This window comes from Streptomyces sp. NPDC014656, from assembly GCF_043084305.1.
GTDB lineage: Bacteria > Actinomycetota > Actinomycetes > Streptomycetales > Streptomycetaceae > Streptomyces.
In genome coordinates this window covers 464937-480377 of record NZ_JBIBZN010000004.1, presented here as the reverse complement: position 1 = coordinate 480377, position 15441 = coordinate 464937, and the positions used below count along the sequence as shown (strand labels likewise).

Sequence of the window (15441 nt, the reverse complement as noted above, 5' to 3'; positions counted from 1 at the left end):
GCGCCGGATCAGGTCTTCTTGCGGAACTTCGAGACCGCGAGCGGTGCCGTGACGACCGTGATGGCCAGCGCCCAGCCCAGCGTCATCCACACGGAGTGGGCGACCGGGCCGCCGTTGATCAGGTTCCGCGCGGCGTCGGCGAGGTTCGACAGCGGGTTGTAGTCCGTGAAGGTCTCCAGCCAGCCGGGCATCGTCGTCGTCGGGGCGAAGATCGAGGAGCCGAACTGGAGCGGCATCAGGACCAGCATCGCCATGCCCTGCACCGCCTGCGCGGACTTGAGGCTCAGGCCGAGCAGGATGAAGATCCACATCAGGGAGGCGCCGAAGACCGCCGACAGGCCGATGGCGGCCAGCAGGTGGAGCACCGAGGTGTGGATCGACAGGCCCAGCAGGAAGCCCATGCCGAGGAGGATCGCGGTGGCGATCATCATCCGGCCGAGCTCGACGACGATCTTGGCGATGAGGACCGAGGAGCGGGCGATCGGCATCGTCCGGAAGCGGTCCATCACCCCCTTCTTGAAGTCGTCGTTGATGCCCACGCCGACGCCCATGGCGATGTTCATGCCCATCATCGCCATCAGGCCGGGCGTCACGTAGTTCACGTAGACGTCGTTGTTGCCCTTGCCGGAGATCGCTCCGCCGAAGACGTACACGAAGAGCAGGATGAAGATGATCGGCATGAACACGGCGTCGAACATCGACTCCGGGTCCTGCTTGATCTGAAGGGCGTTGCGCCGCGCCAGGGCGCCGATGTGGCGCAGGTTGGCCCGCAGGCCGATGCGGGTGTCGGCGTCGGAGAGGGCCGGCCGGACCGGGCCCGCGCCGACGGGGCCGGAGGTGCCGGCGGACGCCTTGGTGACCGTGGTCGTGCTCATGCGGCGACCTCCTCGCTGATCGTGTCGGACGGGTCGGACGTGGTGGACTTCTGACCGGTGATGGCCAGGAACACCTCGTCCAGGCTGGGCAGATGGGTGCCGATGTGGGCGATGCCGAAGCCGCGGGCGCCGAGCAGCGAGACGACGGCCGTCAGCTGCTGGTCGGTGAGGATCGGGACGTACAGCGCGCCCTCGTCGGGCACCACGGTCGCGCCGGCGACGCCGTCGAGACCGGTCTCGCGGAGCGCGGCGGCCATCGCGGGCAGCTGCTCCGGGTCGACCGGGCGGACCTTGAGGGTGCGGCCGCCGACCTTCGCCTTGAGCTCGTCCACCTCGCCCCGGGCGATGACCTTGCCCCGGTCGATGACGGTCAGCTCGCTCGCCAGCTGCTCCGCCTCCTCCATGTACTGGGTGGTGAGGAGGACGGTGACGCCCTCGGAGACCATCCGCTTCACCTCGTCCCACACCTCGTTGCGGGTGCGGGGGTCGAGGCCGGTGGTCGGCTCGTCCAGGTAGAGCACGGCCGGCTGCCCGATCATCGAGGCGGCGAGGTCGAGCCGCCGCCGCATGCCGCCGGAGTAGTTCATCGCCGGGCGCTTGGCGGCCTCGGTGAGGGAGAACCGCTCCAGCATCTCGTCGGCGCGGCGCCGGGCGTCCGCGCGGGACAGGTCGAGCAGCCGCCCGATCATGTACAGGTTCTCGAAGCCGGAGAGCTTCTCGTCGACCGAGGCGTACTGGCCGGTGAGGCCGATGGTGCGGCGCAGCTGGCGGGGCTGGCGCACCACGTCGTAGCCGGCGACGACGGCGGTCCCGGCGTCCGGGACGAGGAGGGTGGAGAGGCAGCGGACGAGGGTGGTCTTCCCGGCGCCGTTGGGCCCGAGGACGCCGAGGACGGTGCCCTCGCGGACGTCCAGGTCGACCCCGTCGAGGGCCCTGGTGTCGCCGAAGTGCTTCACGAGGCCCCGGACCTCGACGGCGTTGGTCTGTGATCGCGTCATGCCCCCATGGAACACGGCGCCACCGACAGGCTTCCGACAAACGGCCTACAGAGCGCCGACAGCCCGCCGACGTGCTGTCGGCGGGCTGTCGGTGACGTGCGGGGACCGCCTAGTGGAAGGTGTGCTCCTCGGCGGGGAAGGCCCCGCCGGCCACGTCCTCGGCGAAGGCGCGGGCGGCGTCGCCGAGCGTCTCGCGGAGGTTGGCGTACTGCTTGCTGAAGCGCGGGACCTTGCCGCCGGTCAGGCCGGCCATGTCGGTCCAGACGAGGACCTGGGCGTCGGTGTCGGGGCCGGCGCCGATGCCGATGACCGGGATCTGCAGCGAGCGGGTGACCTCGGCGGCCAGCTCGGCCGGGACCAGCTCCAGGACGAGCGAGAAGGCGCCCGCGTCCTGGGCGGCCTTGGCGTCGCGCAGCAGCTTGTGCGCGGCCTCGTCGGAGCGGCCCTGCACCCGGTAGCCCATGGTGTTCACGGACTGCGGGGTGAGGCCCAGGTGGGACATGACGGGGATGCCGGCCTGGACCAGCATCTCGGTCTGCGGCAGCGAGCGCTCGCCGCCCTCCAGCTTGACCGCCTGGACGCCCGCGTCCTTGACCAGCCGGGTCGCGCTGCGCAGGGCCTGGACGGGCCCTTCCTGGTACGAGCCGAAGGGGAGGTCGCCGACGACGAGGGCGCGCCGGGTGCCCCGGACGACGGCGGCGGAGAGGAGGGCCATCTCGTCCATCGTGACGGGCACGGTGGTGTCGTAGCCGAGGTGGCAGTTGCCCATGGAGTCGCCGACGAGGATCACCGGGATCCCGGCCTCGTCGAAGACGGAGGCGGTCATGGCGTCGTAGGCGGTGAGCATGGGCCACTTCTCGCCGCGGGTCTTGGCGGCGGCGATGTCGTGGACGGTGAGACGGCGCGAGCCCTTGCCCCCGTACAGCGTCTTCGTGCTGTCGGCGGGCGTTTTCTGGGCAGCCTGAAGCGTCATGGTCAACGGCTCCTTGTGTCATCTCGAGGCGCCCTGACGGCGTCCCCGGACCACATCCATGGTGGCACTTCGCCGGGCGGGCGGGGAAGTGGGCCGGAGTGGCGCTGTTCACACGGGGCCGCATTGCGATACGAGACGGGACCGTTTCGAAATGGGTCTACAGTGGTGTCCATGCCAGAGCCGTCCCCCTCCCCCTCCGCGTCACCGCCCCCCGCCCCCGCCCCCGCCGCCGGGCCGGGGCGCGTCCCCGAGGCGGTCCACCGCCGCCGCTGGGCCGTCCTCGGCGTGCTGATGCTCAGCCTGCTGATCGTCGTCCTCGACAACTCGATCCTGAACGTGGCGGTCAAGACGATCGCCTCCCCGGCCCCCACCGGCCTCGGCGCCACCCAGAGCGAGCTGGAGTGGGCCATCAACTCCTACACGCTCGTCTTCGCCGGCCTCCTCTTCGCCTCCGGCCTCCTCGGCGACCGGCTCGGCCGCAAGAGGTCCCTCCTCTTCGGCCTCGCCGTCTTCGGCCTCGGCTCCGCCCTCGCCGCCTTCTCCGGCTCCCCCGGCGAGCTGATCGCCCACCGGGCCGTGATGGGCCTCGGCGCCGCCTTCGTCATGCCCGCCACCCTCGCCGTCCTCATGAACGTCTTCGAGCGCGACGAGCAGCCCAAGGCCATCGGCATCTGGGCCGGCAGCGTCGGCCTCGCCATCGCGATCGGCCCGATCACCGGCGGCGTCCTGCTGGAGCACTTCTGGTGGGGCTCGATCTTCCTCGTCAACGTGCCCGTGGTGCTCCTCGGCCTCGGCCTGATGCTCTGGCTCGTCCCCGAGTCCCGCGACCCCGCGCCCGGCCGGATCGACCTGGTCGGCGTACTCCTCTCCGTCCTCGGCCTGGTCCTCCTCGTGTACGGCATCATCCGCGGCGGCGAGCGGGCGTCCTTCACCGAGCCCGGCGTCCTGCTGCCGGTCCTCGGCGGCCTCGCCGTCCTCACCGCCTTCGTCCTGTACGAGAAGCGCAGCGACCACCCGGCCCTCGACGTCTCGTACTTCCGCAAGCCGGTCTTCTCCGCCGCCGTCGCCGCGATCGCCCTGGTCTTCTTCGCCCTCATGGGCGTGACCTTCTTCTCCGCCTTCTACCTCCAGAGCGTCCGCGGCTACAGCGCGCTCGACTCCGGCCTGCTCCTGCTGCCGCTCGCCCTCGCCCAGATGGTCTTCGCGCCCCGGGCCCGGCTCGCCGTCGCCCGCTTCGGCGCGCGGGCGGTCTGCGCCACCGGCATGGCCGCCGTCGCCCTCGGCCTCGGCGCCTTCGCCTTCTTCGACGCGGACACCCCGGTCTGGGTGATGGCCCTGGTCTTCCTGGTGCAGGGCGCGGGCATGGCGCACGTCATGCCGCCGGTCACCGTCGCGATCATGCAGACGCTGCCCCGGGAGAGGGCGGGCTCCGGCTCCGCCGTCAACAACACCTTCCGGCAGGTCGGCGGCGCGCTCGGGGTGGCCGTCCTCGGCTCCGTCCTCTCCTCGGTCTACCGGGGCGAGATCGAGTCCCACCTCGGCGTCCTCCCGCCCGCCGTGCGCGCCACCGCGGGCGAGTCCCTGGAGGCCACCCTCGCGGTGGCCGAGAAGCTCCACGTCGAGGCCCTCGTCGCCCCCGCCCACCAGGCGTTCCTCGACGCGATGCACGTCACCGCCTACGCCTCCGCGGCGATCGCCGCCGTCGGCGCGGCCGTCGTCGCCGTCTTCCTCCCCGGCCGTGCCCCGGTCCCCGGCCTCCCGTCCCAGGCCGCCCCCGAGGCCACCGGAGCGGCGGAACCGGCCCGCCGCTGACCCCCGCCCGGCGCACGGGCGGGCCGGGCGGCGGGGCCCGCTCGCGTGCCGGGGCGGCTCGTGTACCGGGGCGGCTCGTGTACCGGGCCCGCTCGTGTACCGGGGCGGCTCCCGTACTGGGCCCGCTCGTGTACCGGGGCTGCCCGCGTACCGGGCCCGCCCGTGCACCGGGGCTGCCCGCGTACCGGAGTGCCCCCCACACCGGAACGGCCCCGGTGCCGGAGCGGCCCCACACCGGAGCGGCCCCCAGCACCGGAGCTGCCCCCGCACCGGAGCGGCCCCCTCCGACCGGCGCGGGCTCCCGGCCCGTGCCGGGCCGCGCCCTTCCGCGGGGCGAGAATGAAGGGGACGCAGCTTTCCCACGACGACGAGAGGCGACACGCGTGTCCTTGGCGGACGGCCAGATTCCCGGCGAGCCGGCCGAGCCCGGCGCGGCCCCCGGCCCCCGGCCCCCGGCGGCCCCCGCCGCTCCGGCGACGGCCGGCACACCGGCCCCCGGCCCGGACGGGGACGCGCGGCCGGAGGCGTGCGCCGAGGGCGCGGCCCGGCGGGGCCGGCCCCGCAGCGAGGGGGTCGAGCGGGCGGTCTTCGACGCGGTCATCGGGCTGCTGGAGGGCGGTGTGGCGCTCGGGGACGTGTCCATCGAGCGGATCGCCCGCACCGCCGGGGTCGGCAAGGCGACGATCTACCGCCGCTGGGCCGGCAAGGAGGACCTGCTGGTCGAGCTGATCCGGTCCGTCGAGCCGCCCGACCCGGAGCTGCCCGGCACCTCGGTCCGCGACGACCTGGTGATGCTCCTGGAGTTCATGCGGCGGCGCGGACTCGCCAAGCGGACCTCCGCGCTGTTGCGGAACATGTTCGCCCAGATGCAGACCCACCCCCGGCTCTGGGACCAGTACCACCGCACCGCCATCGAACCCCGCCGCCGCCTCGGCATGGAGGTCCTGGAGCGGGGCGTCGCCGCCGGCGAGATCCGGGCCGACCTCGACCTGGAGCTGGTCAACGACCTCTTCGTCGGCCCGCTCCTGCTCCGTACCGTCCTCCAACCCGACGCCGACCTGTCGCCCGACCTCCCGGCCCGGGTCGCCGACACCATCCTGGACGGAGTCCGGCCGAGGGTCTGAGCCCTTCGCCTCCCTTGGCGGGGCCCGGCCGACGGACCGAGCCCCCCGCCTTCGTCCACGGTTCCGGCCGAGGGCCTGAGCCCCGCTTTCGTCGGCGGGGCCCGGCCGACGGACCGAGCCCCCCCGTCTTCGTCCACGGCTCCGGCCGAGGGGCCGACCCCCGCCTTCGTCGGCGGGGTCCGGCCGCGTGGCCGGAGCCCGGGCTCCGGCGAGGGGACCGGTCGAGGCGCCGGCCACACCCGGCCCCCTCCTGACCCGCACGAATGTGCGCGTTCTGTCACAGCCCGCCCGAACCGGCGTCCCGCCGGAACCCCGTCACACGCCGCGTCCGTCCTTGGGGGAGTGCGCCGGGCCCGGCATCGCCTAGGGTCGGAGCGGGTCTCGGAGCACGGACGGCACGACGGCACGGCAAGGCGAGTGAGGGCAGCGATGACGCGGGTGGACATGACGGGGACGGAGCACGGCGGAACGGGAGGTGCCCCTTCCGGGTCCCGCGACCGGTTCCGCTCCGCCCTCGGCCGCCTGCGACGGGACCCCGGCATCTGGCGGCGCGGCATCGTCCTCGCCGTCTGCGCCGTCGTCCTGACCCTGCTGATGGTCCTCCACGCGCAGATCCCCAACCGGGTCGGCAACCTCGGCAGCCTCACCGAGACCTTCCTGCCCTGGCTCGGCCTCTTCGTCCCGGTCCTGCTCCTCCTCGCGCTGCTGCGCCGCTCCGCCACCGCGCTGATCGCCCTGCTGCTCCCGGCGGTCGTCTGGCTCAACCTCTTCGGCGGCCTCGTCGCCGACAAGTCGGCCTCCGGCGGCGACCTCACCGTCGCCACCCACAACGTCAACGCCGACAACCCCGACCCCGAGGGCACGGCCCGCGGGCTCGCCGCCTCCGGCGCCGACGTGCTGGCCCTGGAGGAGCTGAAGGCCGACATGGTGCCGGTCTACGAGCGGGAGCTGGCGGAGAAGTACCCGTACCACTCCGTCCAGGGCACCGTCGGCCTGTGGAGCCGGCTGCCGCTGCGGGACCCGCGGCCGGTCGACATCCACATGGGCTGGACCCGCGCCATGCGCGCCACGGTCGTCGCCCCCCAGGGGGAGCTGCGGGTGTACGTCGCCCACCTCCCCTCCGTGCGGGTCAAGCTGAACGCCGGTTTCACCGCCAACCAGCGGGACAACAGCGCCGTCGCCCTCGGCGAGGCCATCGCCAACGACCGGGCCGAGCGGATCGTCCTCCTCGGCGACCTCAACGGCACCATGAACGACCGCGCCCTCAACGCCGTCACCTCCCAGCTGCGCTCCACCCAGGGCGCGGCCGGCGACGGCTTCGGCTTCTCCTGGCCGGCCTCCTTCCCGATGGCCCGGATCGACCAGATCCTGGTCCGGGGCGTCGAGCCGGTCTCCTCCTGGGCGCTGCCGGAGACGAGGAGCGACCACCTGCCGCTCGCGGCCCGCCTCACGCTCTGACGGCGCCGGAGCGGTCGCCGGCGACCGGCCGAAACCTTCTCTTCATCCCCCGGAGACCGGGAACGCCCAGCCGTCTGCGAGAATTTGTTTCGTAAGAAAACAAACCCTCGTATCCGGAAAGGGTCTCCCACCCATGCCCGTGGCCCTGCTCGCCCTGGCCATCTCCGCTTTCGGCATCGGCACCACCGAGTTCGTGATGATGGGCCTGCTGCCCAACGTCGCCGCCGACCTCGGCACCACCGTCCCCACCGCGGGCCACCTCGTCTCCGCCTACGCCCTCGGCGTCGTCGCCGGCGCCCCGCTGCTCACCGCCCTCGGCTCCCGCGTCCCCCGCAAGCGGATGCTGCTCCTGCTGATGGCCCTCTTCACCGTCGGCAACCTCGCCTCCGCCCTCGCGCCCGGCTACGGCTGGCTGCTCGCCGGCCGGGTCCTCGCCGGACTCCCGCACGGCGCCTTCTTCGGCGTCGGCGCCGTCGTCGCCGCCCGGCTGGTCCGCCCCGACCGGCAGGCCCGCGCGGTCGCCACCATGTTCCTGGGCCTCACCGTCGCCAACATCCTCGGCGTCCCCGCCGCCACCCTGCTCGGGCAGCACCTCGGCTGGCGCGCCACCTTCCTCGTCGTCACCGTCATCGGCCTCGGCGCGCTCGCCGCCCTCGCCCGGCTGGTCCCCGAACTGCCCGTCGACGAGCGCCAGGGCCTCGGCCGCGAGCTGCGCGCGCTCGGCCGCCCGCAGGTGCTGCTCGGCCTGCTCACCGCCGTCTTCGGCTTCGCCGGCGTCTTCGCGGTCTACTCCTACCTGGCCTCCATGACCACCGAGGTGATGGGCTTCGGCGAGTCCACCGTCACGGTCGTCCTCGCCCTCTTCGGCCTCGGCATGACGGCCGGCGCGCTCGCCGCGGGACCGCTCACCGACCGCGCCCCGCGCCCCACCCTCTACGGCTCGCTGGCCGCCCTCGCCGTGACCCTGGTCGCCTTCCGCTTCACCGTCCACGTGCCCTGGCTCGCCCTGGTCACCGTGGTGGTCCTCGGCGCCGTCGGCTTCATGACCACCACCCCGCTCCAGATGCTCGTCATGGAGAAGGCGAAGGACGCCCCCACGCTCGCCTCCGCCTCCAACCACTCCGCCTTCAACCTCGCCAACGCGGGCGGCGCCTGGGCCGGCGGCGCCGCCATCGCCGCCGGCTGGGGCTGGACCTCCCCGGCCCTGGTCGGCGCGGGCCTCGCCGCGGCCGGCCTGGCGATCGCGGTCACCGCCGGCCTCCTCGACCGCGCGGGGAGGAAGCCGGAAGGGGCCTCGCACGTCGTCGCGCGAAGCCCCCTCGCGGACCGGGAGGCCGGGACCGGCCGGGAGTCCGGCGTCAGGACGCCGGTGTCTCCCGCCAGCGGTTCGTGATCGGCAGCCGCCGGTCCTTGCCGAAGCCCTTCGCCGAGATCTTGGTGCCCGGCGGGTACTGGCGCCGCTTGTACTCCGCCGCGTCCACCATCCGCAGCGTCCGCGCGACCAGCTCCGGGTCGAAGCCGGCCGCCACGATCTCGTCCGTCCCCCGGTCCCCGTCCACGTACAGGGCGAGGATCCGGTCGAGCACGTCGTAGTCCGGCAGCGAGTCCGTGTCCACCTGGCCCGGGCGCAGTTCGGCGCTGGGCGGCTTCACGATCGAGTTCTCCGGGATCGGCGGGGTCTGGCCGCGCTCCTCGGCGGCCCGGTTCCGCCAGCGGGCCAGCCGGAAGACGTCCGACTTGTAGACGTCCTTGATCGGCCCGTAGGCGCCGACGGAGTCGCCGTACAGCGTCGAGTAGCCCACCGCCAGCTCGGACTTGTTGCCCGGGGCGAGGACCAGGTGGCCCTCCTGGTTGGAGATCGCCATCAGGGTGGTGCCCCGCAGCCGGGACTGGAGGTTCTCCTCGGCGAGCCCGGTGAGCTCCAGCGCGGCCATGTACGCGTCGAACATCGGCGCGATGGGGACGGTGCGGAAGCGCAGCCCGGTCCTGCGGGCCAGCTCGGCCGCGTCGCCCTTCGAGTGGTCCGAGGAGTACTTCGACGGCATCGACACCCCGTGCACCCGGTCGGCGCCCAGCGCGTCGCAGGCGATCGCGGCGACCAGCGCCGAGTCGATCCCGCCGGAGAGGCCGATCACCACCGAGCCGAAACCGTTCTTCGCGACGTACGCGCGCAGCCCGATGACCAGCGCCGAGTAGACCTCCTCGTCGCCGTCGAGCCGCTGCGCGTAACCGCCCGTCAGCTCCGCCTCGGTCACCGGCAGGGGTTCGCCGGCCTCCCCGGCGAGCACCGCCCGGTCGATCCGCAGCCCGTCGTCCACCACCGTGCCCGGCACCGGGGCGTCCGGGTCGGCCGCGGGCAGGTCCAGGTCGAGGATCACGCTGCCCTCGGTGAACTGCGGGGCCCGCGCGATCACCTCGCCCGCCGCGTCCACCACGATCGAGTCCCCGTCGAAGACCAGTTCGTCCTGCCCGCCGGTCGACGCCAGGTAGGCGGTGGCGCAGCCGGCCTCCTGGGCCCGCTTGCGGACCAGTTCGAGCCGGGTGTCGTCCTTGTCCCGCTCGTACGGCGAGGCGTTCACCGACAGCAGCAGCCCGGCCCGGGCGCTGCGCGCCGCCGGCACCCGGCCGCCCTCCTGCCACAGGTCCTCGCAGATCGCCAGCGCCACGTCGATCCCGCGCACCCGCAGCACCGGCAGGGTGTCGCCCTGCACGAAGTAGCGGAACTCGTCGAAGACGCCGTAGTTCGGCAGGTGGTGCTTGGCGAGGCGGAGCACGGCCCGGCCGCGGTGCAGCACCGCCGCCGCGTTCTCCGGCGAACCGGCCGGGCGGCCGAGGCGGGGCACCGCCCGCTCCGTGCGGTCGAGGTAGCCGACGACCACCGGCACCTCGCCGAAGCCCTCGTCGGCGAGCCGCTCCGCGAGCGCGTCCAGCGCCGCCCGGGAGGCTTCGACGAAGGACGGCCGCAGGGCCAGGTCCTCGACGGGATAGCCGGTCAGGGCCATCTCGGGGAAGGCGACGAGGTGCGCGCCCTGCCCGACGGCGTGCCGGGTCCAGTGGACGATCGCCTCGGAGTTCCCGGCGACGTCCCCGACGGTCGAGTCGATCTGATTCAGCGCGAGGCGTAGTCGATGCACGCTCCCCAGTCTAATCGTCAAACCGACGCTATGTCCTGGGAACCGGGCCCGGCCCCGGCGGATCCACCCCTTCGATCCCGACATGCGAAGTAAGTTCACCCCCGTGATCATGGGCCCATGACGACCACTGACGATCCGGCGGAATCGGCCCGGCCCGCCACCGGGGAGGACGGGGCGCTCCTCCAGGACGACGGCACCAAGCGGCAGTTCATCTCCTGGCTGACGCTCGCCTTCATGACCACGGCGTCCGTCGCCTCCCTGCGGCCCGCGCCGACCATGGCCATCTACGGACTGGCCGCGGTCTTCCTCTACCTCCTCCCCGCCGTCGTCTTCCTGCTCCCCACCGCCCTCGTCGGCGCCGAACTCGCCTCCGGCTGGTCCGGCGGCATCTACCGCTGGGTCAGCGAGGCCCTCGGCAAGCCCCTCGGCTTCCTCGCCGTCTGGTGCCAGTTCGCCATGACGATCGCGTACTACCCGAGCCTGCTCGCCTACGTCGCCTCGACCTTCGCGTACGTCATCGACCCCTCGCTCGCCGAGAACGGCCTCTACGTCGCGATCGTCATCGTCACCGTCTACTGGGCCGGCGTCTGGGTCTCCTCGCGCGGCACCAGGGCCATCGCCGGGCTCTCCTCCTTCGGCCTGGTCATCGGCACCCTGGTCCCCGGCGTGCTCCTCGTCGTCCTCGGCATGGTCTTCCTCGGCCAGGGCAACCCCTCCGCCCAGCCGATGACCGCCGACCACTGGCTGCCGCCGTGGACCGGCCTCGCCAGCCTCGTCCTCATCGTCAACAACTTCCTGTCCTACGCGGGCATGGAGATGAACGGCGTGCACGTCTCCTCGCTGCGCGAGCCCCGGCGCGAGTACCCCAGGGCGATGTTCCTGGCCACCGGGCTCGTCCTGCTGATCTTCATCCTCCCGGCCCTCGCCATCGCCTGGGTCATGCCGTCCGACCAGCTCAGCCTCACCGCCGGCCTCATGCAGGCCTTCGGCGCCTTCTTCGACCACTTCTCCATCGGCTGGATGACCCGGGTCGTCGGCGTCATGCTGGTCTGCGCCGCCCTCGGCGGCATGCTCACCTGGCTCTCCGGACCCGCCAAGGGCCTCGTCCTGCTCTCCCGCCAGGAGGGCTACCTCCCGCCCGCCTTCCAGAAGTTCAACAAGGCCGGCTCCCCGACCGCGATCATGGTCGCCCAGGGCGTGATCACCACCCTGATCGGCATCCTGTACGCCTTCAGCGGCAGCGTCTCCAGCTCCTACTGGATGTTCTCCGTCATCACGGTGCAGATCTACCTGATCGCCTACCTGCTGATGTTCGTCGCCGTCGTCAAGCTCCGCCGCACCCAGCCCCACGTGGAGCGCGGCTTCCGCGTTCCCGCCGTCACCTGGGTCGCCTCCGTCGGCTTCGTCGCCTCCGTCCTCGCCCTCGTCATCGGCTTCGTCCCGCCCGACCAGTTCGACGGCGAGCCGCTCTGGCGCTACCTGCTGATCGTCGGCGGCGGCCTGTTCGTCCTCGGCCTCCTCATCCCCGCCCTCCTGCTCAGGTACCGCAAGCCCGAGTGGGTCCACCCCGACCACCGGGAACCTTCCGGCACCCCCTGACGTCTGACCCCGTATGCCCGGAAAGGTCACGCGCGCGTCCGCCGTCCTGCTGTTCCTGGGGGCGCTCGCGTACACCGCCTGGGTCCTCGAAGCCGTCGTGCGGACCGGTCTCGACCCGGTCCGCGCGTACGTCTCCGAGCTCGCCGCCGCCGACCAGCCCTTCGGCGGCCTCTTCCGCGCCACCGACCTCGCCGCCGGCCTCCTCGTCCTCGCCGGCGCCGTCACCGGCCTCCTCGCCACCCGCGCCCCCGCCGGACCCGCGCCCGAAGCGGGCGTCCCCCGCTGGGCCCGCACCGGCATCGGCACCGGGACCGCGGCCCGCCGCCCCTGGCTCCTCGCCGGCTGGACCGCCCTCGCCCTCTTCGGCGCCGCCACCGCCCTCGACTCCCGCCTCCCGCTCAGCTGCGCCCCCACCGCCGACCCCGAGTGCGCCGCCCGGGAGACCGCCGGACTCGTCCCCGCCACCCACACGGCCCACGCCGTCAGTTCGAGCCTCGCCATGACCGGCGCCCTCGTCGCCATGGCCGCCCTCACCCTCGCCGCCCGCCGGTACGGCCTCTGGCGGCCGCTGGCCCGCACCGGACCGGCCCTCGTCGCCCTCGAACTCGCCGCCACCGCCTGGACCCTCGCCGCCGTCGCCGCCTTCGAGTCCGGCCGGGGCCTGTGGGCCCTCGGCGCCGGACAGCGCCTCCAGGTCCTCCTCGTCGCGGTGTGGACCGGCGTCCTCGCCGTCTCGGTCGCCCGGGAGCGCCGGTGAGCCCCGCACGGCCCGGGAGCCCCGCCCCCCACGGATCCGTACGCCTCGGGGGCCTCGTCCACCACGTGGCCGTCGACGGCCACGGACCGGTCTGCGTGCTCTCCGCCGGGCTCGGCCTCTGCTGGTTCGACTGGGACCCGGTCGTCCCCCTGCTCGCCCCGCACCGCACCGTCGTCCGCTTCGACCGCCCCGGCCACGGCCTCTCCCAGGGCACCGCCGCGCCCCCCACCCTGGCCGGCGAGGCGGACCGGATCGCCGCCCTCCTCGACGCCCTCGGCCTGCCCGGCCCCGTCACCGTCGTCGGCCACTCGATCGCCGGACTCCACGCCGAGGGCTTCGCCCGCCTCCACCCGGACCGCACGGCCGCCCTGGTGCTCGTCGACTCCTCCACCGAGGACCACCCCCGCCCGGGCCGCCTCGGCTGGACCGTCGCCGCCGGGACCGCCCTCACCGCCCTCGGCCTGCCCGCCGCCCTCGGCCCCGCGCTGCGCCGCCTCGCCCTCCACCCCGACGCCGCCCCGCCCGCCGAGGTCCGCCGCGTCTACCGCGGCTCACGCGTCTGGCGCGGCGCCCTGCGCGAGAACGCCCGCTACGGCGCCGTCGCCGCCGAGCTCCACGCCCTCCGGGACCGCCGCCCCCTCCCGCCCGGCGCCCCCGTCACCGTCCTCGCCGCCCCCGACGGCTCCGCCCGCTGGGAGGACCGCCAGCGCACACTGGCCCGGCGGCTCGGCGCCCGCTACGAGGCGGCCGTGCCGTCGGGCCATCTGGTCATGCGGGACGCCCCGGACGCGGTGGCCCGGGCCGTCCTCCAGGCGTCTCAGGACGCGGCGTAGACGCTCGCGCAGAAGGCCTTCAGCTGCTCGTCCGAGAGCTGCTGGGCCAGGTCGGCCTCGCTGATCATGCCGACGAGCCGCTTGTTCTCGATCACCGGCAGACGGCGGATCTGGTGGCTCTGCATCTCCTCCAGGACCGCGCCCACGTCCGCGCCCGCGTCGATCCAGCGCGGGGTGCCCTGGACGATCGCGCCGCAGGTCACCTTCGCCGGGTCGTGGCCCATCGCCACACAGCGGACCACGATGTCGCGGTCGGTCACGATGCCGCAGAGCCGTTCGTTCTCGTCGGCGACGGGGAGCGCCCCCACGTTCAGGTCGCGCATCAGCTGGGCCGCGCGGTCGAGCGTCTCGTGTTCCGGGATCCAGCGGGCTCCCGGGTGCATGATGTCCTTCGCCGTGGTCATGGGGTGCGTACCTTTCGTCGGACGTCGTTGTACGGAGGTCGTCCCCGAGCGCCTTTCATTCTGCGGGCACGCGTCGGCCCCCGCGACCGCAGCGGGTCACGGGGGCCGGGGCGTGCCGGGCGGCCGGCTCAGGCGGTGGCGCCGCGCGCGCGGAGCATGTCCGCCATCAGCGCGATCTCCGACTCCTGGGCGTCGACCATGCCCCGGGCGAGGTCCCGCTCGACGTCCACCGAGCACTTCCGCACACAGCCCTCGGCCATGTGCACCCCGCCCTTGTGGTGGGCGGTCATCAGCCGCAGGTACAGGATCTCGGCCTCCTTTCCGGAGGCCTTCCGCAGCGCGTCCAGCTGCGTCCTGGTCGCCATGCCGGGCATCAGCGCGCCGTCCTTCTCGGCCGCGTCGCCGGTCACGGGCATGCCCATCCAGGTCATCGGCGCGGTGCCCGACTCGACCTTCGGCAGGCCCCACACGTCGAGCCAGCCGAGCATCATCCCGCGCTGGTTGGCCTGGGTGTTGGCGATGTCGTACGCGAGCCGGCGCACCGCCGGGTCCTCGGTCCGGTCCCGGACGACGAAGGACATCTCGACGGCCTGCTGGTGGTGGACCGACATGTCCCGGGCGAATCCCGCGTCCGCCGAGGCGGAGTCCGGGGTGCGGGGCGCCTCCTCGCGCTCGGCCGAGGCGACCGTGACCGCGCCGGCGGCGAACAGCACCGAGAGGGCGACCGCGGTGACCGCCGCGTACCGCGTGCGGCGGCCGGTCACTGGCCCATCCCGGCGCCGCCCATGCCGTCGGCGCCGACGCCGCCGGTGCAGGCCGCGCCCGGCTCGGGCGTCTGCTTGCCCTGCACGTACTTGGTGAAGAAGGCGTCGACGCGCGGGTCGCTCGCGCTGTCCACGGTGACCTGCTTGCCCCAGGCGGAGAGCATGATCGCGCCGGTCTGGTCGTCGACCGGGCTCATCAGCGTGTAGGGGGTGTCGGAGACCTTGTCCTTCAGCTTCTTGACGTCGGCCTCCGCGGCCTTCTTGCTGTACGTCACCCACACGGCGCCGTGCTCCAGGGAGTGCACGGCGTGCACCTCGGGGACGGCCTTGTCGTAGACGTCGCCGTCGCAGTTCAGCCACACCGGGTGGTGGTCGCCGCCGACCGGCGGCTTCATGTCGTACTTCACGGCGGTCTCGACGTGGTTGCGGCCCAGCTTCGCCGCGTCCCAGGACTTCTCGCCGGAGATGGGGGCCTTGGCGGCGGCGGCCTTGGCGTCCTCCTCGTCGGACTTCTTCATCAGCACGAAGGTGCCGAAGCCGACGAGGCTCAGCACGACGACGGCGGAGACCCCGATGGTGAGGAAGCGGTTGCGGCGCTCACGGGCCTGCTCGGCGCGGCGCATCTCCTCTATTCGGGCGCGGCGGTCGGCGGTGGTGGAGCGGTTGGCGGCCATGGTGTTGTCGTCCTTCTGGGAAAGAAAAAACAGGGG

General features: G+C 73.5%; 14 protein-coding genes. 7 read left to right on the top strand and 7 right to left on the bottom strand.

The genetic code is table 11. The features are described from left to right. Positions 1 to 8 precede the first annotated feature (8 nt). From ACF1ED_RS12840 to panB, 3 genes are all read right to left on the bottom strand, one after another. The gene (locus ACF1ED_RS12840; protein ID WP_391759517.1) at positions 9 to 875 is read right to left on the bottom strand and encodes an ABC transporter permease; all 867 of its coding nucleotides are present in this window, start codon (positions 873 to 875) and stop codon (positions 9 to 11) included. Continuing rightward, entirely contained in the window at positions 872 to 1873 is a 1002-nt protein-coding gene (locus tag ACF1ED_RS12835) for an ATP-binding cassette domain-containing protein (protein ID WP_391759515.1), read from the bottom strand. The genes ACF1ED_RS12840 and ACF1ED_RS12835 overlap by 4 nt, the downstream gene beginning before the upstream one ends. A gap of 109 nt (positions 1874 to 1982) precedes the next feature. Beyond that, on the bottom strand, positions 1983 to 2846 hold the full coding sequence (gene panB / locus ACF1ED_RS12830; RefSeq protein WP_391759513.1) for a 3-methyl-2-oxobutanoate hydroxymethyltransferase: 864 nt from the start codon (positions 2844 to 2846) through the stop codon (positions 1983 to 1985). 171 nt (positions 2847 to 3017) lie between these two features. On the opposite strand from panB, the gene ACF1ED_RS12825 reads away from it, so the two are divergent. The 4 genes from ACF1ED_RS12825 (at position 3018) to ACF1ED_RS12810 (ending at position 8633) form a co-directional block, all read left to right on the top strand. After that, complete coding sequence (locus ACF1ED_RS12825; protein WP_391759512.1) at positions 3018 to 4658, top strand: MFS transporter; 1641 nt, start codon at positions 3018 to 3020, stop codon at positions 4656 to 4658. Positions 4659 to 5041: 383 nt separating this feature from the next. Then, positions 5042 to 5782 (top strand): TetR/AcrR family transcriptional regulator C-terminal ligand-binding domain-containing protein, encoded by a 741-nt coding sequence (locus ACF1ED_RS12820; protein WP_391759510.1) that lies wholly within the window; start codon positions 5042 to 5044, stop codon positions 5780 to 5782. Between the two features lie 444 nt (positions 5783 to 6226). Then, a complete protein-coding gene (locus ACF1ED_RS12815) occupies positions 6227 to 7240 on the top strand; it encodes an endonuclease/exonuclease/phosphatase family protein (protein ID WP_391759772.1) in 1014 nt (337 codons plus the stop codon). A gap of 133 nt (positions 7241 to 7373) precedes the next feature. Next, positions 7374 to 8633: an MFS transporter gene (locus ACF1ED_RS12810; RefSeq protein WP_391759508.1), complete on the top strand. Its 1260-nt coding sequence runs from the start codon at positions 7374 to 7376 to the stop codon at positions 8631 to 8633. On the opposite strand, the gene ACF1ED_RS12805 is transcribed toward ACF1ED_RS12810, so the two are convergent. Then, positions 8599 to 10374 carry an NAD+ synthase gene (locus ACF1ED_RS12805; protein ID WP_391759506.1) on the bottom strand — a complete coding sequence of 592 codons (1776 nt, stop codon included), beginning with the start codon at positions 10372 to 10374 and terminating at the stop codon, positions 8599 to 8601. The genes ACF1ED_RS12810 and ACF1ED_RS12805 overlap by 35 nt on opposite strands. 117 nt (positions 10375 to 10491) lie before the next feature. Here ACF1ED_RS12805 and ACF1ED_RS12800 point away from each other — a divergent pair, with 117 nt between their 5' ends. Genes ACF1ED_RS12800 through ACF1ED_RS12790 form a run of 3 tightly spaced genes read left to right on the top strand, consistent with a single transcriptional unit; the run spans position 10492 to position 13563 of the window. Next, on the top strand, positions 10492 to 11973 hold the full coding sequence (locus tag ACF1ED_RS12800; protein ID WP_391759504.1) for an APC family permease: 1482 nt from the start codon (positions 10492 to 10494) through the stop codon (positions 11971 to 11973). Between the two features lie 13 nt (positions 11974 to 11986). Beyond that, positions 11987 to 12730, top strand: a complete 744-nt coding sequence (locus tag ACF1ED_RS12795) for a DUF998 domain-containing protein (protein WP_391759502.1) — start codon at positions 11987 to 11989, stop codon at positions 12728 to 12730. Then, positions 12727 to 13563 carry an alpha/beta fold hydrolase gene (locus ACF1ED_RS12790; protein ID WP_391759500.1) on the top strand — a complete coding sequence of 279 codons (837 nt, stop codon included), beginning with the start codon at positions 12727 to 12729 and terminating at the stop codon, positions 13561 to 13563. Before ACF1ED_RS12795 ends, ACF1ED_RS12790 begins: the two co-directional genes overlap by 4 nt. On the opposite strand, the gene ACF1ED_RS12785 is transcribed toward ACF1ED_RS12790, so the two are convergent. The 3 genes from ACF1ED_RS12785 to ACF1ED_RS12775 all read right to left on the bottom strand — a co-directional run bounded on the left by ACF1ED_RS12785 (position 13548) and on the right by ACF1ED_RS12775 (position 15405). After that, entirely contained in the window at positions 13548 to 13967 is a 420-nt protein-coding gene (locus ACF1ED_RS12785) for a CBS domain-containing protein (protein WP_351848104.1), read from the bottom strand. The genes ACF1ED_RS12790 and ACF1ED_RS12785 overlap by 16 nt on opposite strands. A gap of 128 nt (positions 13968 to 14095) precedes the next feature. Then, positions 14096 to 14731 carry a DUF305 domain-containing protein gene (locus ACF1ED_RS12780; protein WP_391759497.1) on the bottom strand — a complete coding sequence of 212 codons (636 nt, stop codon included), beginning with the start codon at positions 14729 to 14731 and terminating at the stop codon, positions 14096 to 14098. Next, the gene (locus tag ACF1ED_RS12775) at positions 14728 to 15405 is read right to left on the bottom strand and encodes a DUF3105 domain-containing protein (protein WP_391759495.1); all 678 of its coding nucleotides are present in this window, start codon (positions 15403 to 15405) and stop codon (positions 14728 to 14730) included. Before ACF1ED_RS12775 ends, ACF1ED_RS12780 begins: the two co-directional genes overlap by 4 nt. Positions 15406 to 15441: the final 36 nt, after the last annotated feature.